Origin of the sequence: Gluconobacter sp. P5E10 (assembly GCF_018812145.1) — a bacterium.
Classification (GTDB): Bacteria; Pseudomonadota; Alphaproteobacteria; order Acetobacterales; family Acetobacteraceae; genus Gluconobacter; species Gluconobacter cerinus.
Window position 1 is genome coordinate 1 of sequence record NZ_JACRVZ010000009.1, and the last position, 21,664, is coordinate 21,664.

Here is a 21,664-nt window from a genome sequence, read left to right on the forward strand (position 1 = left end):
GGTGGGCGGGACATGCAACCTCTGATAATGCTTTTGCGTTTGAAGCCAGATACCGGGCCTGATTCCCAGGTCCCTATTTGATTGCAATGAGGGTTTGAACATGAGCCGCGATACCGTCAAGAAGAACATCGAAGCTGCAGCCGAGACAACGCAGGACCAGATCGAGACGCTGCGCAAGCAGGTTGAGCAGATCCTGAACGACTATGTTAACCCGGCTCTGCTTCAGGCAGCGGACCGTACAGAGCATGCCGTTGCAAATGCCCGCAAAATCACAGATCATGAAATTGAAAATGTATCGACGCGTGTGCAGTCGCGGCCCATCGCCGCTATTCTGATTTCCGCTGTGGTCGGTTTCCTGGCGGGCCGTTTCTCCAAGTAATCGGCACGTGACCTTTCAGGCGGGAGGCAGGCCATTCACAGACCTGCGCCCGTCCTGTTAGAAATAAAGGCAACGATCCTCCATGAAGCCCATCGAACTCGGTCAGGAAGTCCTTTCCGCCCAAGGCCAGATTCTCTCCCGCTCCGCCATGCGAATCGGTCGGAGAGTTGCGTGCGCGCTTGTTGCCGTTGTCTTCCTGCTGTTCGCAGCCATTTCTTTTCACGGCTTTCTGTGGGCGTTCTTCATCAGCGTTGCAGGTCTGAGCTACGTCAAAGCCAGTCTGTGCGTTATCGGCGTTGATCTGTTCTTCGTGCTGATTTTTGCAGTTCTTGCTGCATGGTCGATCCCGGACGTTGTTGAGATCGAGGCGCGTATTCGTCGCGACCGCAAGTTGGTCGAACTGAAGCAGTCTGTTGCCATTACAGCCGTTACTGGTCTTCTGCTGGGGCCAATTGGCCGTTTTACGGGCAAAAGCTTCCTGTCCATTCTGAAGAGTTTCTTCAGTCATTCCAAATAAGACATTTTATGACTGATTTTTGTCAAAGCCATCTGGCCAGTTGTAGGTTAATGGCGTAAGCACTTCGCCTGTGCCGTGATTACGCCCTTGGGGGAGTCGTCACGGCCTTGCGAGGAGTCCCGTGGAAAGTTCGTCGAACAGTCCGTTAGTTGGCACCAAGGTCACAGCCTGATGCTTACGGAAGTCAATCTCTTCGGCGTCTTTGTCGCACCCCTCTCAATTTACGCCGTTGCAGCAGTGTTCGTAACACTTCTGTTGAGAAGCATTCTGTGGCGAACCGGTGCTCTGAGCTGGTTCTGGCACGTCGCCCTCTTTGAAATAGCGCTCTATGTCTGTGTTCTCTGTCTACTCATCCTTTACGTCTAGGAGGGGTCGGCTATGAACTGGACCCGCAGTGTGATCCGCGTTCTGCTGACTCTGATTGTCCTGGCGATGGCCATTGGCCTCGGTCGGACCATGTGGGACATTTACGTTCTGGCACCATGGACGCGCGATGGTCGTGTTCGTGTTTACGTCGTAGATGCAGCCCCTGAAGTTTCCGGAACAGTTGTTTCTGTTCCCGTCGTGGACAACCAGTTTGTCCATCGCGGCGATCCGCTTTTCGTTCTCGATCCCGTTCGCTTCCGCCTTGATATTGACGCCGCCCGTGCCCGCCTTGCCGGTGCGGACGAAGACCTCAAGCTGAGATCTTCTGATGCCAAGCGTCGTATGGGCCTCGGTGGCATTGTGTCTGCCGAAGAGCAGGAAGACTTCAACTCGAACGTTGAAACCCAACGCGCCAAAGTAAATGCTGCAAAAGCCGAACTGAATACGGCGCTGCTGAATCTTCAGCGTTCCACGGTCTATTCGCCTGTTGACGGGTACATCACCAACCTGAACCTTCGCGTCGGTGATTATGCCCATGCTGGTCAGCCTGGTCTCGCCGTGATTGATGCCCACAGTTACTGGATCAACGGATACTTCGAAGAAACCAAGATGCATGGTGTGCATGTTGGTGACGCCGCCCGTGTCAAACTCATGGGTTACAAGCAGATCCTGCCTGCCCACGTAGTCAGCATTGGTCGTGGTATTAATGACCGTAACGGCGTGTCAGACCGTCTTGGTCTGCCAGACGTGAACCCGATTTTCACATGGGTCCGTCTTGCACAGCGTATTCCGGTTCGTCTGGAACTGGATAACGTTCCGCCGGAAATCACTCTCGCGGCCGGTATGACCGCAACCGTCACGATTGGGCGCGAAACGCCGGGCGCCCGTGGCAAGTTGACCACCTGGCTGCAGAACCATCTCTGACATGTCACGCAAGCTTCTGACCCTCGCTCTCAGCACCTGTCTGTCACTTACGGCCTGCACCGTCGGGCCGAATTTCAAGCCAGACAAGATCAAGGTGCCCGACACTTTTGTCGAGCAGCCACAATCGGTAACGGCAGCCGAGATCGCGCGGACCGAAGCAGACATGAAGGACTGGTGGGCCCAGTTCCATGACCCGATGCTGAACGAGCTGATCGAGGCCGCAGTTAAGGGTAACTATGATCTGCAGATTGCATCGCAGCATATCATTTCGGAACGGGCTGTCCGGCGGCAGGCTCAGGCAGCGTGGTATCCGCAGCTTGATGCAGCTATGGGCGGTGGCGATGACCGGTATTCCATCAATGTCGATAACTGGCCGCTCCGCCCTGGGAATCCGGCAAACCGGCCCCAAGCTTCGGTTCTGACCTATGGTGCTCGCGCCAGTTGGGAAATCGATCTGTTCGGGCATATTTCCCGGCAGGTCGAGGAGCGTAAGCGGCTGGTTGAGGAATCTCTGGAAAACCGTCGCGCCATTCTGTTGTCGCTGCTGTCCGAAGTCGCATCAGACTACGTGACGTTGCGCGGTATTCAGGAACGGCTTGCAGTCACGGAACACAGCATCGATGTGGCGCAGCGTTCCCGCGAACTGACTGAAAAGCTTTATACGCACGGCCTGGGTAATACGCTGGCTGTAGCGCAGGCACAGACGGAAGAGCATCTCGAGCGCTCACGTCTTGCTCCACTGCACTCGCAGGAAGAGCGCCTGATTCACGCCATTTCAATTCTGCTGGGTGAGATGCCCGGCAAGCTGGAGGAAGAGCTGGACGTACGGCGCCCTCTGCCGTCTGTTCCCGCGTTCCCAGCGTCCTTGCCGTCCATCGTCTTGGCAAATCGCCCGGATATTCGGGCGACGGAAGCGCATTATGCAGCTGACATGGCTCAGGTCGGTGTGGCGGTTGCCAACCTCTATCCGAAGTTCATGATCCCGCTGACGTTTAATCCGAACGCTTCTGCCGCCTATCAGGCGTTTCAGATGGGCGGCATGGCCTGGAGCTTTATGATGATGGCTTCGCTGCCCATCATTCATGGCGGCCGCTATACAGCTGAAATTGCTCAGGCTCGTGCAGAAGCCGAGGCGAGCCGTCTGGTGTATCGTAAAACCGTGCTGAAGGCCTTCGCTGAAGTTGAAGATTCAATGGGTGACTGGCGCCATGACAATGAGCTTGTCACGCAGCTTGAAGAGGCCGCGACGGATTCCGGTCTTGCCCGTGACCGAGCGCAGAAGCTGTTTAGCGCTGGTCTGACCGGGTATCTGAATGTTCTGACAACCGAGCAGACCGCACTTTCTGCTCAAGATCAGGCGGTTGTGGGACGGATGGCTCGTCTGCGTGATGCCATCTCGCTTTATACGGCGATGGGTGCTGGTTGGCAGGGCCGTCAGCTCACCGATACGCGTCTGCCGATTGAAGTTGGAAAGCAAAACGCGCTGGTACGGGCCTTTACGCGCTAGGACAGGATTGGCTCGCAACAGGGCAAGAACAGTTTGAACGGAGTCCTGCCATGATGCCTGTCTTTCTGCGATCATTTGCTCTGCTGGCTGCTGTTATGTTGGGAACTGGTCTTTCCGAGGCAGCAACCGAGCGTGATCTTGAAGCGCCCGGCCCCCTGGGACCGTTATCTGGCACTTATCTTGACGCGGGGAAAACATCGCCCGTTCTTCTGCTCGTCCCTGGCTCTGGCCCCACAGACAGAAACGGGGATTCAGCGTCTGGCCTCAAGCCCGGAACTTTGAAGCTGTTGGCTGAGGGCCTGGCTGGGCGGGGTATTTCAACGGTTCGCGTTGATAAGCGTGGTATGTTTGGAAGTGCACGAGCGGTCGCGAACGGGAACCACGTTACCATTCAGGACTACGTGACGGACGTTCAGAACTGGATCTCTGTCATTCGCAAAGAAACGGGGACACGTTGCGTCTGGCTTGGTGGACATAGCGAAGGCGCACTGGTCGTACTTGCTGCATCTCAGCATAGCCAGGGTGTCTGTGGTTTGATCCTGTTGTCAGGGCAGGGGCGACCAATGGGTGAACTCATCCGAGCGCAGCTTCACGCCAATCCGCGCGCGCAGACGGTTCTTCCACAAATTGATAGCACCATTGATGCTCTTGAAGCAGGCCACCGTGTTAACCCGCTAACATTACATCCCGGTTTACAGGCTTTGTTCAACGCGGACGTGCAGGGATACCTGATTGATGTCATGCGTTATGATCCCGCTGCGCTTCTGAGGGCGTATCATGGCTCCGTTCTGCTGGTGCAGGGTGGAAAGGATCATCAGATCAGCCCGACAGAAGATCTGCCTTTGCTGCAGGCTGCTGACCCTCGCGCGACGACTGTTTATCTGCCCTCTGCAAGTCACTTTCTGACGGACATGCCGGGTGTTGTTTCCAAAACCATGACCGGAGCTGGCCTTCCTTCTTTCGGCCCTCTTGATCCAGATCTGGTGCCGCATGTCGCGGAGTTTGTCCTCGGTCATTGACCCGAAGCGATCAACGTCACACATCTGAAAGTAATGGAGGAATAAACCAATGGCACAGGATGGTCACCCGGCTGAGGATTACCTCAGACCAAAGCTGGACAGTCTGATTGAAGAAGGTGTGAGCGCGGGATTTTCGCGTGATGTCGTACTTGCCGTACTGATTGATCTTCTGGATGACGGCGCAGCAGATGATGCGGAGTTGAGATGAAAGACCCTTATTCAGTTCTTGGGGTTTCCAAGACGGCCACGGACAAGGAAATCCGCAGCGCATACAGGAAGCTGGCCAAGCAATACCATCCGGACCACAACCCCGACAGCAAGGACGCGGAAGAGCGGTTCAAGGCTGTAGGTCAGGCGTATAACATCGTCGGAGACAAGGAAAAGCGTGCGCGCTTTGACCGTGGCGAGATTGATGCTGAAGGGCAGGAGCGTGGCCCGTTTGGCGGCGGTGGCTTCGGCGGTGGCGGTCCGGGAGCCGGGGCACATGGCTTCCAGGGAAATTTCAATCAGGAAGATCTGGGAGCTTTCTTTTCCGACATGTTTGGTGGCGGTGGGTTCAGTGGGGACTTTCAGCCCGGTGGTGCGGCAGGACGTCGGGCCACGAAGGGCTCTGACCGCCGCTTTTCCGTGACCATCACCTTTGAACAGTCCGTTCTTGGGACGTCTCTGGATCTGGCTTTGGGCGAAGGCGGTCATACGGAAGTTCGTATTCCGCCGGGCGTGGAAGAAGGGCAAACCCTGCGTGTACGGGGTAAGGGCGCGCCAGGTCGTCCGGGTATGGATGGTCAGCCCGGTGTTCCAGGTGATGCGCTGCTGACGATCTCTGTCACGCCAGACAAGCGTTACGTCCGTGATGGTCGTAATCTGCGCATGACCCAGAATGTCGATCTCAAGACAGCTGTTCTGGGCGGGAAAGTGACCGTGGCGACACCGAAGGGCGACGTCGCGGTGAAGGTGCCCAAACATTCCGACAGCGGGAAAGTTCTCCGTCTTGCCGGTCGTGGTATTGGCGCTGACAAAAAGAACCCCGCAGGTGACCTGTTCGTGACGTTGCAGGTGCATATCGGGACGGTTTCTCCTGAACTGGAAGCCTTCTTCGCTGAGCAGGAGGCCTGATCATGGGAATGATCCGTCGCGCAAAAGCACGTATTCCAGACTGGCCATGGCGTCAGATTATTGGTGGCATTTTCGCCATCATCTTTGTGGTTGTGCTGAGCGTGATCGGATCCCATGCCCTCATCCTCGCCGGGGAGTGGCATTTGCCCTAAGATAAAGCCCGTCTTTGTTTCTGACGGGTTTTTCATGACCTCTTATTCTACACCTGCCTCCGGGCAACCGCTGGCGACGACACGTCGTCGCGCCTTTACCGTTGTGCTGGCAATCGAGCTGTGGGAACGGTTCGGTTATTACGGCATGCAGGCAGTTCTGACGCTGTTCATGGTCCAGCAGCTTCGAATGGCCGATACCACGGCCAATCTGATGCTGGGGGCCTTCTCCGCCCTGACCTACATCACCCCTGTTCTGGGTGGCGTGCTGGGAGATCGTTTTCTCGGCACGCGGCGCACTATGGTTATGGGAGCTATTTCCCTTGCCATCGGCTACGCCTGCCTTGCCGCTTCTCTGACATCACCGACATTGCTCCTGCTGGCCATGGCGCTGATTTCTACAGGAAATGGCCTCTTTAAGCCGAATGCGGGTAATCTGGTTCGCCGGATTTATGAGGGGGATAATGCCGCCCTCGATGCGGCGTTCACCCTCTATTACATGTCCGTCAACGTTGGCTCCACGGTGTCGATGCTGCTGACACCATGGCTACAGGTTCACTATGGCGCACCTGTTGCTTTCGCGACCTGTTCGGTCGGGTTGGTGATTGGATTGCTCTATTATGTGTGGCGTTCGGGATGGCTTGCCCAGACAGCCAGCCCTCTGGAAAAAGAGCGCGTGCCTGCCAGCCGTTTTGCTCTTGTGGGGCTCGGCCTTCTTGCGCTGACCGTTTTCAACGCCTGGATCATGAGCAGCGACGGCCTTGCCCGGATCTGTATTTTTGCTGCCGCTGTGTTGCTGTTTCTGTCCTGGGTTGTCCTGTACGTCCGTGCACCGAGAGAAGAGCGACCGGGTTTGCGGCTCACATACATGCTGTGCTTGCAGGGAACGATTTATCTCGTCTTTTATCAGCAGATGATCACGTCCTTGACGTTGTTCGCACTGCGAGATGTCTCGGGCGACTTCAGCATCGGCGGCGTAACGCTTTTCCATATGTCGGCCGGCCAGTTTCAGGCGCTCAATCCGATCTGGATCATGGCGATCAGCCCACTATTGGCGATTTTGTACAATCGGCTGGGCGCACAGGGACGAGACCTATCGCTGGCTCGAAAAATGCTGATTGGCTACGTGATGGTGGCTATGGCTTTCGCGGTTTGGTGGCTCTCTGCCGTCGGAACGACAGGTTTGGTTTCCCCTTGGATTATGGTCGCGGGCTACGGACTTCTGTCTTTCGCCGAGTTGCTGACAAATGGTTTGGGTCTGGCGATTGTGGCCCGCTATACGCCTGCGCGTCTGAGCGGCTTCATGATGGGCGCACTTTATCTGCTCTGGGGCATTGCGATGTATGTGGGCAGTGTCATCGCCAATCGGGCGGCCATGCCCGCTGATATGGCAGCTTCCGCAGGGAATGCCTTGTATGCCAGTTTGTTCCGGACCTTGTGTGAAGTGGCGATTGTTGTTGTGGTGATTCTGGTCTGCCTGGAGCCTTTGACACGCCGCTGGGACCGAGAACACATAACTGTGAACAGGAAACTTTCGCCGAATTGAACCATGTGAAGGTTTTGTAATTCGGGAGAAAACCTAGGAAAAAGATTAGACATGATCTGAAGTGATGCGGCGGAAGTGTCGCATTACGAAAACAACCGTCTTCCTCTCTCTATTCCGGACCGGCATCGGCCTGTATGGGAAAGTCATTCATGATTTCCGGTTGCAGGCGACGTGAGAAGGAGACGCGGGAAAAGATGCAGAGGTTTAAAAGCGGTTTGACGAAGGCTCTGGGGGCGGCCTGTCTTTTGAGCACGACGCTCTCCACACCCCAGATTGCATACGCCGAGACGGTTTCTGCATCTGATCAGGGAAAACCTGGTCAGCCTCGCGCCCATAACAGTGCAGGGCACCCGGTTCTTCGCACCCGGTCCATCCAGCCGACCCCTCTGCTGGTCAAACCCGCTCCGACCCCGTCGCACCTTGCGGACGTGCAGCCTTCAGACACAACAGAAAACCGCTTCTTCCCGGCCAGTTTCCATGACTGGCTGACGCAGAGCACCATGACCGGTGACTGGGGCGGATATCGCACCTGGCTTACGGAAAAAGGGATCAACATCGGTGGCCACTTCCTGCAGGACAGCGCAGGAAATCCGATGGGTGGTAAGGCCAAGACCGTTCGTTATGCGGATGAATTCGGTCTTAACATCGATCTCGATCTGAAGCGTCTGACCGGCTGGAACCTTGGCCTGTTCCATTTCCTTAGTACTGCGCGTCAGGGGCTGGGTATTGGTGCCAAGCTTCCGGCGCTGGATAGCCCGCAGCAGATCTTTGGCTCTGGTGAGACCGTGCGTCTGACCCGCCTTTCGTGGGAGATGCCGTGGAACCGTTATGTCTCGACCGAAGTCGGCGAAATCAACACTGAGAACGATTTCGAGCAGTCGTCCATGTACTGGGGCATGAGCCAGTACTGCCAGTTCGAGTCCAACGCGATCTGCGGTATGCCGCAGTCTGTCGCAATGAACTCGGGCTACGGATATTACCCGACGGCGCATCCGGGTGCCTGGGTGAAGTTCTACCCTGCCGGAAACAATCATTACCTGATCCAGTTCGGTGCGTACTCGGTCGATCCGACGATTGCCAACACGCATAATGGCTGGAAAATGAACCTTCATGGTGCAACGGGGACGTATGTTCCGTTCCAGCTTGGATGGCATCAGGGCGGTAAGGACGATTACAGCGGCCCGCTTCAGACCAATATCAAGATTGGTGGCTACTGGGATTCTTCTCAGGTCAAGAACGTCTATGGCCAGCTTGGCACATTCGGTGTTCCGACAGAGTATCTGATTTCAGCGCCGACCCAGCAGGTTCGTGGCCGTTTTGGTGGCTGGTTCCAGTTCGACCGTATGTTGGAACGTGACAAGGCTGATCCGAACCGTGGAACATCGTTCTTCGGATCTTTCACCTGGGGTGATCCCCGCACCGCGATTGCACCTTACTTTATTACGTGGGGCATCACGCGTAAGGGGACCTTCCCGAGCCGACCCAATGATACGATCAGCCTTGGCATGAAGATGCTGTGGGTGAACCCGAAGCTGACGATCTGGGCGCGACAGATGCAGGCTGCCGGGGCAACAAACCTGTTCAAGCCCTCTGAAGAGCATGCCATTGAATTGAACTATGGCTGGCGCCCGACCCCGTGGCTCGTGATTCGTCCGGGTGCGCAGTATCTTATGCATCCCGGGGGTACCAATCGCTACAAGAATGCTCTGCTGCTTGATTTTGAGACGGGCATTACCTTCTGATTTCTCTGGCAAAAGCCAGACATGAAAAACGCGCCACCCGATCAAGGTGGCGCGTTTTTTTTGTGCCAGTCGTCTGACGTGAAATCAGAGGTCAGTCGTGAAGGAAAACTTGAATGTCCGGGGCAGGCCTTCAAGCAGATAGCCGTTGAAGGACGAAGACCAGTAGCGCGTGTTGGCAATGTTATCGACGCCAAAGCGCAGAGTGACAGGCTTGTGGTATGTCGTGAACGTATAGCGTGCTGCCAGATCAAAGCGCGTCCAGACTGGCAGATGCAGGGTATTGGCTGTGTTAACCCACTGCTTGCCTGTATTGACGACGCGCCCGACGACCGTGGCCCCCTTCAGGAACGGGAGATCGTATTCCAGATTGCCGTTGATCGTATAATTTGGAATGCCGATCGCTGAGTTACCATTCTGCAGGCCGCCAGCCGTGTGGCGCAGGTCCGCATCAATCAGCGTGCCGCCGCCATTGAATCTCAATCCCGGCAGGATTTCTCCATTCACGGTGAGTTCGATGCCACGGTTCCGTTGCAGGCCGTCCTGTTTATAAACGGAATATCCCGTGCCTTCGATCGGCACATTATAAGAATTGGGGCGTGAAATCTGATAAAAAGCCAGAGCAGCGCTAAAGCGACCAATGTCGTACTTGGCGCCGATTTCATACTGGGCAGACTTATAGGGTGGGAAAATCTGCCCGACGTTCTGGGCACTGGCAGGGGCTGTATCACCCTGAGACATGCCCTCAATCCGGTTGAAGTAAATGGACGTCTGACGCGTCGGGTGAATGACAAGCCCGACAACAGGCGTAATGGCATCCTGATTATACGGAGTGCTTAACGAGCCTCGGCCGGTTGTGCTGTAGTTATATCCGTTGATCATCATGTTCTGGTAGCGGAAGCCCCCGGTGAGAGCGACGCGACCATTCAGGAAAGACATCGTGTCAGAGAAAAACAGGCTATACAGGCGTGTCCAGTTTGTCGTCTGCGGGTCGTTTAAAACACCCCCAACGAAAGTCTGAGCCGGGGAGGCAAAATGCGGTGTCTTGTAAATGTTTGTGGTCGGAGAGGTCAGGGCCATCGCGTAGGCCGCAGCTGAATCTTCCCAGAGCGCGGAGCCACCGGCATTGACTTCGTGTTTGATGAAGCCCGTTCGGAAGTGCGCACGAACGCCGGCGCGGGTGCTCTCATTCGTCTGATTGTAAGGCACATACATGCTGCCCACAGTTGCAGCGCCGGTGGCTGCATCCGTTAGGGTCGGGCTGGAATAGTTGCCCTTCTCATTCGCGTTCAGGGCACCAAAGGCCCCATACAGGGTCACATTTTTGGAGAGATCATGCTCAATGTTCAGCATGCCAAAAATGTAGTTCAGGTCATTATACGCCCATTTCTGACCGAAATTGTGAGACGGGGCGACTGGGCGCGGAACGCTGGTGACAGATGAACTCAGCATTAGACCTGGGCGGCCACCATTAACGCCCTGATTCTGATAGTTCATGTCCATCGAAATGCGTGTGCTGTTATCGCGACTGTGCCAGTCAAAATCAGCCCCCAGAGCGGTGGAGTGCCGGTATTCATTATTGATGGAATCTTCGCCTGACTGACCGGCCACGTTCAGGCGAACACCAAACTGCTTCTCCGTTCCAAAACGGCGGCCCACGTCAATGCTGCCGCCTCCCATGGCGCTGCTCGTGTAGTCTCCCGTCAGGCGGGTGATTGGGGCATCCGTCGCATGTTTGAACATCAGGTTGATGTTGCCGCCAATAGCAGACCCACTCGGTGCAGCGCCGTTCAGGAACGCGCTGGCGCCGTTGAGAACCTGAACACTGTCGTAGAGCTGGGGTGAAACAAGCTGTCGGGGCGTGATGCCGTAAAGACCATTGATGGCCACGTCATCACCGTTGACGGCGAAACCGCGGATGACAAACATTTCCGAGAAGTTGCCGTATCCATACGTCGTGCGAACGGATGGATCATTTTCCAGAACCTGTCCCAGTGTCTGGGACTGCTGGTTCAGGATCATGCTGGAAGAATAACTGCGAATGTTGAAGGGTACGTCCAGGCCCTTCTTGTTTCCCAGTGCACCCAGCTGTCCGCCACTCGTGACTTCCATCTGGTTCCGGCGCTTGGCCTTTACGATGATTTCTTCATCGTTCGGTGCGGACGATTTGGCTGCGCTGGGAACTGCCGCAGCCTTGGTGGACGCGACCTGGGTCTGATTCGGCAAGGGGCTTGCTGCGTAGGCGAAAGCGGGAAGGGTTGTTCCGGCCAGAAGCAGGCAGGCCAGGTGCCTGCGATGGCGAGCAGGTCTGGGGCGGGAAAGCAGATATGCGCGCACGGAAAGAAGCCTCGATTGGAGGGGAAGATGTGCGCTACATACGGTAATGAGAATTAATCTCAAATAAATCAATGTAACTTAATATGACTGCGTCTGTGTGCGGGATGCGGGTACAAAAAAAGCGAAGCCTGTTTCGGGCTTCGCTTTGTCGTGGTTGGTTCGTCGCTAATTCAGAGCACGACGGTGAACTGAACACCCAGCACAGCGGCATCACGAAATGTCGTCGTCGCGCTGGGGCGTTGGATGTACTGGAAGTCGGGCTGGATCGCCATCGCACGGGCCACATGCGCGCTATAAAACAGTTCGTACACGTTCTCATGGCTCTGCGGGCCATAGACTGTGCCCCACTGGTTATCCTGATAGGGCAGGTTGAGCTGCTTGGAGGATTCCTGCTGCAAGGCTGCCGTGGTGCTCATGTCGAAGTGCTGCCACATGGCGCCGACAGTATCGAGCGGACGGCCCCACGCTTTGCCTGTATCAATCATGCCGACCCATGTGTGGTCTCGCATGGCGACGGTCTTGCCGTCACTGTACATGGCGCCCGCCATAAGGATCAGACCGTTGGTATCACCCGGACCGTTGCGCATCAGCATCTGATCCATGATCAGCCACGCACTGTTTCGCCCGGCTTCATAGCGGCGAGGTAGGCCGGTCTGCTGCCACGAGTTCCCGTGAATGTCTTCGTACAGGTTCAGATAGCGTGAATTGTCGTAGGAATATCCAAGCTCGTAATGACCAACGAGATGGTTTTTCCCAAACCGGGGAATCCAGCCGATTTCGACAGGCGTAGAAAACTTCCCCAGCCCCGATTGCGCCCAGGACCAACCGGAAATGCCGCCGTTGTAAGCGTGTGGGCTTACCGCGAAGAGGCCACCCATAATATACGTGTTGGCCGTTGGCATGACGCGGGCGATGGCGGCAAGGTTACCGGACGGCCAGTCGCGGTTGCCTTCCGTGTACTTATTTGGCGCTGGATTTCCGCAGACGGCGACGTTCATGAAGTCGCAGAAAAGTGGCGAGGCAGCAAAGAAAGAACCGACCGGGATCCAGCCAGCGCTGATGTCGATACGGTTATGGTAGAAGGATGCCTCTCCATACATCGACACGAGATGCGCTACGACGTTGCCGCGTGCACCATAGATTTCCTGCACAGGCGCAATGGAATCTCCGAACATCCGGGACACGTTCTGGCCATGTCCGTTGACGATCAGCGTATGCGTCCAGAAGTTTTTGATACCGGCCATCTTGTCCCAGTCGATATCCACTTCGACGCCGACCTGCCCCGTATCCGAATAGGCTCGGTCTTTACCGCCCGTCACGTTGCCGGCGAATTCTTCGTTAACTGCGGCTAGGAGATGAATGCCGTGATTGACAAGCCACGGCTGGATGCCGCCCCAGTCTCCGAAGAAATGCTGGGATCCCATTGGGGCTGCGAAAAACGCCCCCGGATCTTCAACTTCGTCAGGAGTGCCAGCGCTGCGTACGCCGCGCATGTTGTTTTGCAGGATGGGAACGCGTCGCCCTGTATCCATAGGGTGTGACGTCAGTTCGGATTTGCTGTTGCCTGCCGAGGGTTCCGCCGACGGGCCTGCCGTCGGGGTTGAACCTGAAGGCGAGGCTGACTGACCCCAGGCTTGGCCTGGCGCAAAAGCCAGTGTCGAGGCGGACAGGAGTCCCAGAAAAACGGTCCGCAGATGTCCGGAACGAAAAAGGCGAGCGTGATCAGTCAGCACGACCATAAGGCAGCGAATCTCTCTTCTGTCTGATGATGGCGAACAGGAAGACGGTCTTCTTCGAAGACTTTCCCACAGGGTGGGGCGAAGAAAATGAATTCCAATTTATGGAGTGAGAGGTGGTGTGTCGCAGACCGTCCGACCCGCTGTCAATGCGTGCAAGGGAACTAAAGTGGTTTGGTCTTTGACCATGAGAAGTGTGACATTGTGTGGATGGAGACCATCATGGTCCAGATAAAGGGCAACTCCCGGAGCATTATGGCGTAAGACAATCTCTTGATTTTTTGTTTTTTTACAGGAGGCAGCATGAGGTTCTCTCGTTCCATGCTGACACGTGCAGGAGTGGGTCTTGCCGTGGGAGCGATTTTAACGACCGGTTCGGTTCTGGCGGAGCCCGTTACAGGTCCAGTCGCTCCCCCACCTGTTCCCGCTCTCGATTCCCCTCTTCAACTGGGCTCGGTGTCTGTGGAGGGAAACAAGCGTGTTCCATCTGCGGATATTCTCGCAGCATTCGGTTATCACGACGGCCAAAACGTCACACGCGCGAAGCTGGCAGACGCACAGAAACAGGTCGCGACGTTGTATCAGTCACGCGGTGTTGGGGCGGACCTTGGTGAGCAGTTGCATATCTCCGCCAACAAGGTGGATGTGAAGCTGCTGATGAGGGAGCACGATCAACGGACTGCCGAGGCTGGCACTGCTGGACTGATCGTGGACAAGGTTGCTTTCGAGGGTAACCGAAAAGTACCAACGCCTGCTCTGGCAGCAGCAACTACCCTTCAGGATGGCGCAGCGATCTCGGATCAGGCTTTGGCTGCGGACGAAGTGGCGATCGAGAAAGTCTATCGGGAAAACAAGCTCGGCGCTCAGATCCAGCCACAGGTGGTTTATCCGAACCATGACAATCATCTGGTTCTGGTCTGGCAGATCCGTGAGCAGAGCCCGCGCTCAGACGGGGAATAACCCGCCTGAAAAATTAGGTCAGGGTCTCCGGATCCAATGACTGGGGGGTCAGGACACCCGGAAGATAAAGTGGGTGTTCTGGCCGTCCTGTCTTGCTCAATCTTAATGCCGTCACCTTCACGCCATGGTGCGCCAGCATTCGGGCTACAGCAGTGCCGCGAGGTCTAAGTGCCTTGGCCTGAGGGGCGCCGTAAGCCAGCACGACAAGATCAGCTGCCTTCGCCATTTCAAGAAGATGCCTGTCGTTGTCGGGGCCAATGGGATCATCGACTTCCAAAAGGCGTTTCTGATCCGTGCAGCGGTAGGCAAAACTGTTGCCGACGAAAATTCCACCGTAACCCCATGCACGCGCATAGCGCTGGCATTTGGCGACCGTTCGGTCGTCCCCGAGTTCTGTGGCCACTGACGGGTTCATCATCAGCCACATGACCATGGGTTTCGTCTCGTCCCATACGCGCTTCAAGGTGTAACGGTAACAGTCGCCCGGGCCGTCGTAGAGGGCTGTACTGATGACGTCTTCCGACAGCCGAAGCGGGCGTGAATCACCAACATGATGCTGCCCAAAAAGGTCAGCAGGCTCCCCTCCGCTCTGAAACGGTGTGGAGCGGGAAGGGCGCGGCATAGAAGACATTCCGGTGTGTGGTAAACTTAGTGGGCAGCCTGAAGCGCCTTGACGGCAGCCAGTGTGCGCTCGACATGGCCATCCGGGGACATGGACGCATAGGAGAGGGCAACATGCCCATCCGGCGCAATCACGTAAGAGGTGCGGCTGGCCATATGCAGAAGAGGCATCTTGGCCTTGTAGGAATTGGTGATGGTCCCGTCAGGATCTGCGGCAACAGGAAATGCGCTCCGGCATTCACTGACAGAGAAACGGGTCAACTTGTCGATCGGGTCCATGGAGATCCCGATAACCGTTGCGCCCATCGCCTTGAATTCGGGAACAGCCTCGGCGAATTCATGCGCCTCGATGGTGCAGCCTTTGGTGAAGGCGGCAGGGTAAAAATAAAGGACGACCGGACCCGTTTTTAAGGCCTCGGCCAGATGGTAGCTGAACTCATGTCCTGCCATGCTCGCCTTGGCAGTGAAGTCTGGAGCATGGGCTCCTGTTTCCAGAGCAGCGTGAGCTGGAGAAGGGAGGGTGCCAATCATGGCAAGGGCACAGAAAGCAGAAATTGGCAGAAAGCGACGCATAGGATGTGCTCTGTTCCCTGAAGGTAACGGTTTAGAATGCGCCGGGCGGAACCACGACACATGGTGAACCGTGCGGCAGACGGTGACAGGCCGCAAGAGCATTTTCATGTGTCAGGCCGGTCAGGCGGGCACGATAGAGGTGTCCTTTGCCTGTTTTGACGCTGGCAACCTGTGTTCTCGCAGACGCGACAACTGCTCCGCCCTGACTATGAGCCTGAGACGCGGCTGAAGTGGCCTGTCCGGAATTGGCAAATGCGCCGACCTGAATGGCCCATGTTTTGGGGCCACTCGTTTCTTGTGGTGCGGCGATGGTGGCGTGATGCATTGTCGGTGCAGGGGAAGACAGTCGGTACTGCTGTCGTGAAGCAGGCATGACGGCCATGATCGGCTGGGGCTGCAAATGGTGCCCCATCGGAATTTCCTGCGCCGTGACCTGGCTGTCGGCCAGTTCGGTATCCATGCTGTTTGCGACTGGTGGGTGATAGGCCACTTTCTGCACAGTGGGAGCTGGTGATGTGATACCCCGCGCTGCCCACGCCGCGCTGACACTGTTTGGTTCTACCGGTGCGGCAGAGGCTACAACCACAGGCGCTGCGGGAGCGGCTGGTGTTTCGGCCACGGCCTCATCCGAAGACGGACTGTCGTCAGACGAACTGTCTGCTGATGAATCCTTGTGAGACCAGGCTGCCCGGATCGACTGACTGGCAGGCGTGGTGGGGGCAGTGTTTTCTGCGACCTGAATCTGGGCGTTGGGATCATGCTGGGAGACCAGAAGGTCTGCGGCCGACCGGTTATGAGGCGTTACGCCTGCGATGCGTGGGCCGATTGCTGCCACATAGCGGCGTGTCTCGCGCGGCAACGGACGTCCGCGGCGCAGGTAGCTGTCTAGACTTCCAGGCCCATCGTTGTAGGCAGCGAGAAATCCTGGAGAACCATAGATTTCGTACATCTGTCGTAGATACGCCGTGCCTGCGAGAATGTTATCATGCGGATCAAACGGGTCGTCGCCGAGGCCGTATTGTTGGCGCATATCATCATAAGTTGGCGGCATAAGCTGTAACAGGCCCATGGCACCCGGCGTCGAAGTGATGAAATTGCCATTATGGTCGTAAAGGTGGCCGCCGGATTCCTGCTGTATGACCGCCCGGATCCACGCTTCTGGAATATCAAACCGAGCAGAAGCTTCCTGAATGTATGGCCCCCACGGATCGCTGGGTGGGCCCGGCGGAGCGTAATAGGATTTCGCATGAGCGCGATATTTTGCGGCTTCCTGAGAGACCGGAACCTGAGAGGTAGAACTCATGTCGGGTGTACCGGCGCAGGCCGCGAGAAGGCCGATCAGACCAAGTGCCAGACCGGAACGGAGAGCGGTCAACGGGCGAAGAGTGGTCTGGAACGGCACGGCGGGTCTGGGCATCGGGGCAGGGTACCTGACAAGGGAAGAACTGTCGCAACCCCCAGACAATACACAGGGATTACGGCAAAACTAGGAAAAATGACGAAAGGTTTACGTTTGTCGCCTACTTTTTCGCTTCGAAGCTGTTCGATGACAGATGGTGAAAGGGTGCTTCTTCATCAAGGGGAAGACTGCTTGCGGGAACAGAGTCTATCGGCTAGGCGAACCAGATGAACTCATCTTCCCCGGCCCCCAAAGAGCCAGAGATGCAACGGCTACCGAAGCATGATCTGAGCCCGCTGAAGTTCGACCAGCGTCGTGGGAGCCCCGCTGCCCGGGCCTGGGATGATTTTCGCGGAGCCTGCAAGCTCTGGCGTCTGGGCGTTATGCTGGGATGGTTGGACATCAAGCTTCGCTATCGCGGATCAGCGTTGGGTCCATTCTGGCTGACCATTACATCCGCCATCATGGTTGCATCCATGGGCGTTCTGTACAGTCGCCTCTTTCATCAGGATATGAAGGTTTACCTGCCGTTTTTGGCTCTCTCCCTGACGCTTTGGCAAACGGGGTTATCGAGCCTTCTTCAGGAATCCTGCACCAGTTTTCTGGATGCAGAAAGCATCATACGCTCCAGTCGTCTTCCTTTGCTGCTTCAGGCCATTCGGGTTGTGGTCCGTAATGCGATCGTCTTTGCTCACAACATCATAGTGCCTGTGGGTGTTTTCGCGATCTACCATGTCTGGCCGGGGTCTACGGCGTTGTTGGCGCTTCCCTCACTCCTGCTATGGGGACTGGACGGATTTGCGGCTTGTATGCTGCTGGGCTCGCTCTGTGCGAGGTTTCGGGATGTGCCACCGATTATCGGGGCGCTCCTTCAGATCGTGTTCTACGTGACGCCTGTCATCTGGCAGCCGCAGCAGCTGGCGGGGAAAGCGCGGTATCTTCTGTACAATCCGTTTTATGCTCTGCTGGAAGTCGTTCGTGCTCCGCTGTTAGGGCACATTCCTTCGATCGGCGTCTGGCTTGTGGCTCTGCTGACGAGTGCTGTCTTCTGGGTTATCGCGATATGGGCTTTCGTCCGTGTGCGCTCACGGCTGGTATTCTGGATCTGACATGACGCATATCCGCCTTGAGAATCTCTCCCTGTCATTCCCGGTTCTGCACGGGGCTTCTCGCTCTCTGAAGAAAACCCTGCTGGCGCGCGCCAAGGCCACCGTCACGAAGCCCGCATCTGTTGGCGGAAGAATGCGTCTCGGTGCAGTCGCCTCGGACGCCGTGCTCGTGCAGGCGCTGTCAGGGCTGACATTTCAGATCAATGGAGGTGAGCGCATTGGCCTGATCGGCCATAACGGCGCTGGCAAAACAACGCTCCTGCGTGTGCTGGCCGGGATCTATGAAACAGATGATGGCTATCTGGATATCGAGGGCGACAGTCATGCGCTCATTGATCCGCAGTCTGGCATGAACCCGGAGTTAAGTGGGCGCGAAAACCTCAATCTCTTTGCATGTCGCATTGGTTTGCCCAAAGGGCAGCTTCCAGCTTTGGAAGCCGACGTCGAAGCCTTTGCGGAGTTGGGGCCGTTTTTTGACCTGCCCGTTCGACTCTACTCGTCCGGGATGAGCATTCGGCTTGGATTTGCTCTGGCTACGGTTCCCCGTCCGCGCATTCTGCTGATGGACGAATGGTTCATGGCAGGGGACCAGCGCTTTCAGGAAAAGGCGAAAGAACGGATGGCAGGCATGGTTGATGCCGCTGAAATTCTTGTCGTGACATCGCATTCCCTGCCTGTGCTCAAGCAGTGGTGTACGCGCATCCTCTGGATGGAAGAGGGGCAGATCCGCATGGATGGTCCGACGGACACTGTGCTTGAGGCATATGAGGCCTCACTGGCCTGAGGTCAGCTGTTATTTGGTCTGGTCTCAAGGGTGCGGTAGGATCAACTTCGAGTTTGACCATCACCATGGAGACTAATCATGTCTTATGCCGCTATTGATGCAGCCCGCGTTGCCAAAGCTGCAAAGTCTGCCCTTCAGACACTTGCCACCGTCAAGGAGCAGTCAGAAGCTCATCAGCGTAAGACGCTCATGATCGAGCGTATCGAAGCCCTCGCCACGGCTGCGGCTGAAACCAAAGACTGCAATGCGATTACCCTGACATCCGAAGAATTCTGGATGATCTCCAAAAATTGGTAAAAGCCAGCAGGGCAGGCGGGTCAACCCCCGCCTGTTAGCCTTGGTAAGAGGCAATTTCCACAAGGTTGCCGTCCGGGTCCCGGCAATAGACCGAGGTGATCGGTCCCAGCGCGCCCAGGCGCGAAACCGGACCTTCCACAACGACAACACCGCATTTTTCGAGATGCCGCACAACATCGTCGCTTGAGATAGCTGTTGTGAAGCAAAGGTCGGATGTGCCGGGCTGCGCGCCCTCGGCCGTTTCCCAACCCTCCGATCCTTCAGGGCGAAGATTGATCTTCTGGCCGCCGAAGCAGAGAGCAACACGGTTATTACGGCCGTATTCCTCAATATCCATGCCCAGAACCCGCTGGTACCAGGATGCCGAAACAGTTCTGTCCCGTACGGTCAGAACGATATGGTCAAGGCGATCAACGGTAAAGCGCATGATGGTCCCTCAAGAAAACGGCGCCCGATGGTCCTGATATTATCATCAGGACGCAGAAACCGTCAGGCCTCGGTGCCCTGTTCGGGCGGGAAAGAATATCTCAGGTCGGTGGACGCTTGCGGAATGCCGCCAGGCTGACGACCTCGGCATCTTTCTTCTCTTCCTGGGGAGGCTCTTCGATCGTCACCTCGGGGTGGTGCGCCGGATCGATATCATCTGGCTCTACCGCACCTTCAGGGATCTCGATGTCTTCGTCGTCATCGACCATGCTGCTGACGAAGCGCAGCGCCATCCGGATATGTGGATCTGCAAAGGCCGTAATGGCGGCAACCGGGATGACAAGGATGCTGCCAACGCCCCCGAACGACAGACCAACGGAAATGACATTCTTTTCGCGATCCAGCGCCAAATCCCAGAACTGGTGCTGAAGAACGATCGTCATTTCTTCCGGATACTGGGCGCGGAGACGGGACGGGATGATCACGTCCGGACGATTGGTGCGGAAGGTCAGATAGAAATGGTGAGCACCGGGAAGTCCCTCAGCCGCAACGTGCTCAATAGCGCGCAGCATGACTTCACGATAGGCGTCTTCCACCCAGTCGTCATAGGGAAGAAGGCTTTCGGGCAGGTCGTGCTCAAGGCCGTCCTGGCCGGTGTGATCGTCGTCGCTCATGGTCGCAGGCCTGATGTTTCAGTCAATCAGGTCAGGGATGCGACAGACCAGCCAGAATGGCAAGACGTTTTGCACAAAAGGAAAAATGAGGTGGGAGGGCTTCTGTTGCCCGGTGCCCTCCCGAACCGCGCTTATCGCTTATGCAGCGACAGCGAGCACCTCAGAGTTATCATTGGCACTTGTAAGTTTAGCCCGATGACGGTGGTACAATACCGGGCAAAAGATAAGTCTTTACCATGCGCGTCGAGCCTGTTTCGTCCCCACAGATCCCTCTTGCGAGAGATTTTTCTTGGTGGAGACGCCGGGCACTGCCCCCGGGTCCACAACACTTATTTCACTTACCGTTTATCGCCATAGCCGGGGACGAACCCCTTGCACTGCTGAACATAGGAGTGCTGTTGCCGTCCTGCAAGGGGAAAAGACGAAGCGCATGATGATGCCGCCCGGACTCGTCTCTTGCGGTGGCGGGAGATGTTTCGTCATGCTAGAGCCGCGGCCTATGGCACTGACATCCGAACAGCGCGCTGAGATCGAAGCTCAGCGCAACGAGCCCCAGCTGACCTCCCGCCCGACCGTTCCGGCGATGGAGAAACTTCTTTTCACGCCCATCGAGGTGCTGGATCATGGTTTCCTGCGCGTCGTCGATTATATGGGCGATGATGGAGCCGTCGTTCAGGCTGCCCGGGTGTCTTATGGGCGTGGCACCAAAAAGGTGTCTGAAGATGCCGGACTGATCCGCTATCTGATGCGTCATCGGCATTCGACGCCGTTCGAGATGTGCGAGATCAAGTTCCACGTTAAGCTTCCGGTTTTCGTGGCACGGCAGTGGATTCGTCATCGCATGGCGAGCGTGAATGAATATTCCGCGCGCTATTCGATTCTCGACCGTGAGTTCTATCTGCCAGCTCTGGATCAGGTTGCATCGCAGAGCGCCTCGAACCGTCAGGGACGCAGCGAAGCTCTTGATCCGGAAACGGCGGAGCGCGTGCTTGAGATTCTGCGTCGTGATGCCAGCCAGTGCTACGATGATTATGAATCGATGCTGGACCCGGAGGGCACCGGCCTGGCCCGTGAACTGGCGCGCATGAACCTGACGCTGAACACCTATACCCAGTGGTACTGGAAGATCGATCTGCACAATCTGATGCACTTCCTCGCCCTGCGCGCAGATCCGCATGCGCAGTACGAGATTCGTGTTTATGCAGAAAAGATGATTGAGCTCCTGCATGCTTGGGTGCCGGCAACGGCTGCTGCGTTCGAAGAATATCGTCGCGGAGCCTTCACGTTCTCAGCGGGGATGCTGAACGTGGTGCGCCGCCGTCTGGCGGGAGAGGCCGTGACACAGGAAACGTCCGGGCTTTCCAAGCGCGAATGGATCGAGATGAACGACATTCTCGAGCCAGAAGCCTGAGATAACCGAAAATCGTGAACGATTTTGACAAGCTCCTGCGAGAAGCTCCTTCCGTGCAAAGTGAAACTTCGGCTG

Annotated in this window: 23 protein-coding genes and 1 other RNA gene; 16 read left to right on the plus strand and 8 right to left on the minus strand. The window is 56.5% G+C overall.

Annotation, left to right across the window (positions count from 1 at the left end):
* Nucleotides 1-100: 100 nt before the first annotated feature.
* The 11 genes from KP707_RS14645 to KP707_RS14695 all read left to right on the plus strand — a co-directional run bounded on the left by KP707_RS14645 (nucleotide 101) and on the right by KP707_RS14695 (nucleotide 9,265).
* Nucleotides 101-379 (plus strand): hypothetical protein, encoded by a 279-nt coding sequence (locus tag KP707_RS14645; protein ID WP_046900788.1) that lies wholly within the window; start codon nucleotides 101-103, stop codon nucleotides 377-379.
* 82 nt (nucleotides 380-461) lie between these two features.
* Nucleotides 462-896, plus strand: a complete 435-nt coding sequence (locus KP707_RS14650; RefSeq protein ID WP_046900789.1) for a hypothetical protein — start codon at nucleotides 462-464, stop codon at nucleotides 894-896.
* A 171-nt stretch (nucleotides 897-1,067) separates the two neighbouring features.
* Nucleotides 1,068-1,262 carry a DUF1656 domain-containing protein gene (locus KP707_RS14655; protein WP_007284708.1) on the plus strand — a complete coding sequence of 65 codons (195 nt, stop codon included), beginning with the start codon at nucleotides 1,068-1,070 and terminating at the stop codon, nucleotides 1,260-1,262.
* Nucleotides 1,263-1,274: 12 nt separating this feature from the next.
* Nucleotides 1,275-2,186 carry an HlyD family secretion protein gene (locus KP707_RS14660; RefSeq protein WP_046900790.1) on the plus strand — a complete coding sequence of 304 codons (912 nt, stop codon included), beginning with the start codon at nucleotides 1,275-1,277 and terminating at the stop codon, nucleotides 2,184-2,186.
* A gap of 1 nt (nucleotide 2,187) precedes the next feature.
* Complete coding sequence (locus tag KP707_RS14665; RefSeq protein WP_211498695.1) at nucleotides 2,188-3,693, plus strand: efflux transporter outer membrane subunit; 1,506 nt, start codon at nucleotides 2,188-2,190, stop codon at nucleotides 3,691-3,693.
* A 50-nt stretch (nucleotides 3,694-3,743) separates the two neighbouring features.
* Nucleotides 3,744-4,712, plus strand: a complete 969-nt coding sequence (locus tag KP707_RS14670) for an alpha/beta hydrolase (RefSeq protein ID WP_249210193.1) — start codon at nucleotides 3,744-3,746, stop codon at nucleotides 4,710-4,712.
* A 49-nt stretch (nucleotides 4,713-4,761) separates the two neighbouring features.
* Nucleotides 4,762-4,920 (plus strand): hypothetical protein, encoded by a 159-nt coding sequence (locus tag KP707_RS14675; RefSeq protein ID WP_167386127.1) that lies wholly within the window; start codon nucleotides 4,762-4,764, stop codon nucleotides 4,918-4,920.
* On the plus strand, nucleotides 4,917-5,828 hold the full coding sequence (locus KP707_RS14680; RefSeq protein WP_099211842.1) for a DnaJ C-terminal domain-containing protein: 912 nt from the start codon (nucleotides 4,917-4,919) through the stop codon (nucleotides 5,826-5,828). Before KP707_RS14675 ends, KP707_RS14680 begins: the two co-directional genes overlap by 4 nt.
* 2 nt (nucleotides 5,829-5,830) lie before the next feature.
* Nucleotides 5,831-5,980, plus strand: coding sequence for a hypothetical protein (locus KP707_RS14685; protein ID WP_167386128.1), 150 nt, complete (start codon nucleotides 5,831-5,833; stop codon nucleotides 5,978-5,980).
* A gap of 34 nt (nucleotides 5,981-6,014) precedes the next feature.
* A complete protein-coding gene (locus tag KP707_RS14690) occupies nucleotides 6,015-7,523 on the plus strand; it encodes a peptide MFS transporter (protein ID WP_211503580.1) in 1,509 nt (502 codons plus the stop codon).
* 194 nt (nucleotides 7,524-7,717) lie between these two features.
* Nucleotides 7,718-9,265: a carbohydrate porin gene (locus KP707_RS14695; RefSeq protein ID WP_211503579.1), complete on the plus strand. Its 1,548-nt coding sequence runs from the start codon at nucleotides 7,718-7,720 to the stop codon at nucleotides 9,263-9,265.
* 84 nt (nucleotides 9,266-9,349) lie between these two features.
* Here KP707_RS14695 and KP707_RS14700 read toward each other — a convergent pair whose 3' ends face one another.
* Nucleotides 9,350-11,599 (minus strand): TonB-dependent siderophore receptor, encoded by a 2,250-nt coding sequence (locus tag KP707_RS14700; protein WP_211503578.1) that lies wholly within the window; start codon nucleotides 11,597-11,599, stop codon nucleotides 9,350-9,352.
* Between the two features lie 170 nt (nucleotides 11,600-11,769).
* Nucleotides 11,770-13,338, minus strand: coding sequence for a carbohydrate porin (locus KP707_RS14705; RefSeq protein ID WP_086633364.1), 1,569 nt, complete (start codon nucleotides 13,336-13,338; stop codon nucleotides 11,770-11,772).
* A 300-nt stretch (nucleotides 13,339-13,638) separates the two neighbouring features.
* On the opposite strand from KP707_RS14705, the gene KP707_RS14710 reads away from it, so the two are divergent.
* Nucleotides 13,639-14,295 carry a POTRA domain-containing protein gene (locus KP707_RS14710; RefSeq protein ID WP_211503577.1) on the plus strand — a complete coding sequence of 219 codons (657 nt, stop codon included), beginning with the start codon at nucleotides 13,639-13,641 and terminating at the stop codon, nucleotides 14,293-14,295.
* 13 nt (nucleotides 14,296-14,308) lie between these two features.
* Here the strand turns inward: KP707_RS14710 and KP707_RS14715 are convergent, their stop codons facing one another.
* The 3 genes from KP707_RS14715 to KP707_RS14725 are packed head-to-tail and all read right to left on the minus strand — an operon-like array spanning nucleotide 14,309 to nucleotide 16,906.
* Nucleotides 14,309-14,917 carry a DUF1643 domain-containing protein gene (locus KP707_RS14715; RefSeq protein ID WP_215751641.1) on the minus strand — a complete coding sequence of 203 codons (609 nt, stop codon included), beginning with the start codon at nucleotides 14,915-14,917 and terminating at the stop codon, nucleotides 14,309-14,311.
* 26 nt (nucleotides 14,918-14,943) lie between these two features.
* Nucleotides 14,944-15,489: a peroxiredoxin gene (locus KP707_RS14720; protein ID WP_099211852.1), complete on the minus strand. Its 546-nt coding sequence runs from the start codon at nucleotides 15,487-15,489 to the stop codon at nucleotides 14,944-14,946.
* A gap of 31 nt (nucleotides 15,490-15,520) precedes the next feature.
* The gene (locus tag KP707_RS14725; RefSeq protein WP_215751642.1) at nucleotides 15,521-16,906 is read right to left on the minus strand and encodes a lytic transglycosylase domain-containing protein; all 1,386 of its coding nucleotides are present in this window, start codon (nucleotides 16,904-16,906) and stop codon (nucleotides 15,521-15,523) included.
* A gap of 209 nt (nucleotides 16,907-17,115) precedes the next feature.
* Between KP707_RS14725 and KP707_RS14730 the strand changes: the two genes are divergently transcribed.
* The 3 genes from KP707_RS14730 to KP707_RS14740 all read left to right on the plus strand — a co-directional run bounded on the left by KP707_RS14730 (nucleotide 17,116) and on the right by KP707_RS14740 (nucleotide 19,078).
* Nucleotides 17,116-17,997: an ABC transporter permease gene (locus KP707_RS14730; protein ID WP_046900800.1), complete on the plus strand. Its 882-nt coding sequence runs from the start codon at nucleotides 17,116-17,118 to the stop codon at nucleotides 17,995-17,997.
* A gap of 1 nt (nucleotide 17,998) precedes the next feature.
* Nucleotides 17,999-18,781 carry an ABC transporter ATP-binding protein gene (locus tag KP707_RS14735; protein WP_046900801.1) on the plus strand — a complete coding sequence of 261 codons (783 nt, stop codon included), beginning with the start codon at nucleotides 17,999-18,001 and terminating at the stop codon, nucleotides 18,779-18,781.
* 78 nt (nucleotides 18,782-18,859) lie between these two features.
* Nucleotides 18,860-19,078, plus strand: coding sequence for a hypothetical protein (locus KP707_RS14740; RefSeq protein WP_046900802.1), 219 nt, complete (start codon nucleotides 18,860-18,862; stop codon nucleotides 19,076-19,078).
* Nucleotides 19,079-19,112: 34 nt separating this feature from the next.
* Here KP707_RS14740 and KP707_RS14745 read toward each other — a convergent pair whose 3' ends face one another.
* The 3 genes from KP707_RS14745 to ssrA all read right to left on the minus strand — a co-directional run bounded on the left by KP707_RS14745 (nucleotide 19,113) and on the right by ssrA (nucleotide 20,594).
* Nucleotides 19,113-19,505 carry a VOC family protein gene (locus tag KP707_RS14745; protein WP_046900803.1) on the minus strand — a complete coding sequence of 131 codons (393 nt, stop codon included), beginning with the start codon at nucleotides 19,503-19,505 and terminating at the stop codon, nucleotides 19,113-19,115.
* Nucleotides 19,506-19,605: 100 nt separating this feature from the next.
* Nucleotides 19,606-20,178, minus strand: coding sequence for an SspB family protein (locus tag KP707_RS14750; protein WP_046900804.1), 573 nt, complete (start codon nucleotides 20,176-20,178; stop codon nucleotides 19,606-19,608).
* Between the two features lie 89 nt (nucleotides 20,179-20,267).
* Nucleotides 20,268-20,594: a transfer-messenger RNA gene (gene ssrA / locus KP707_RS14755) on the minus strand.
* A gap of 83 nt (nucleotides 20,595-20,677) precedes the next feature.
* Between ssrA and thyX the strand changes: the two genes are divergently transcribed.
* Entirely contained in the window at nucleotides 20,678-21,589 is a 912-nt protein-coding gene (thyX, locus tag KP707_RS14760; RefSeq protein ID WP_046900805.1) for an FAD-dependent thymidylate synthase, read from the plus strand.
* Nucleotides 21,590-21,664 lie beyond the last annotated feature (75 nt).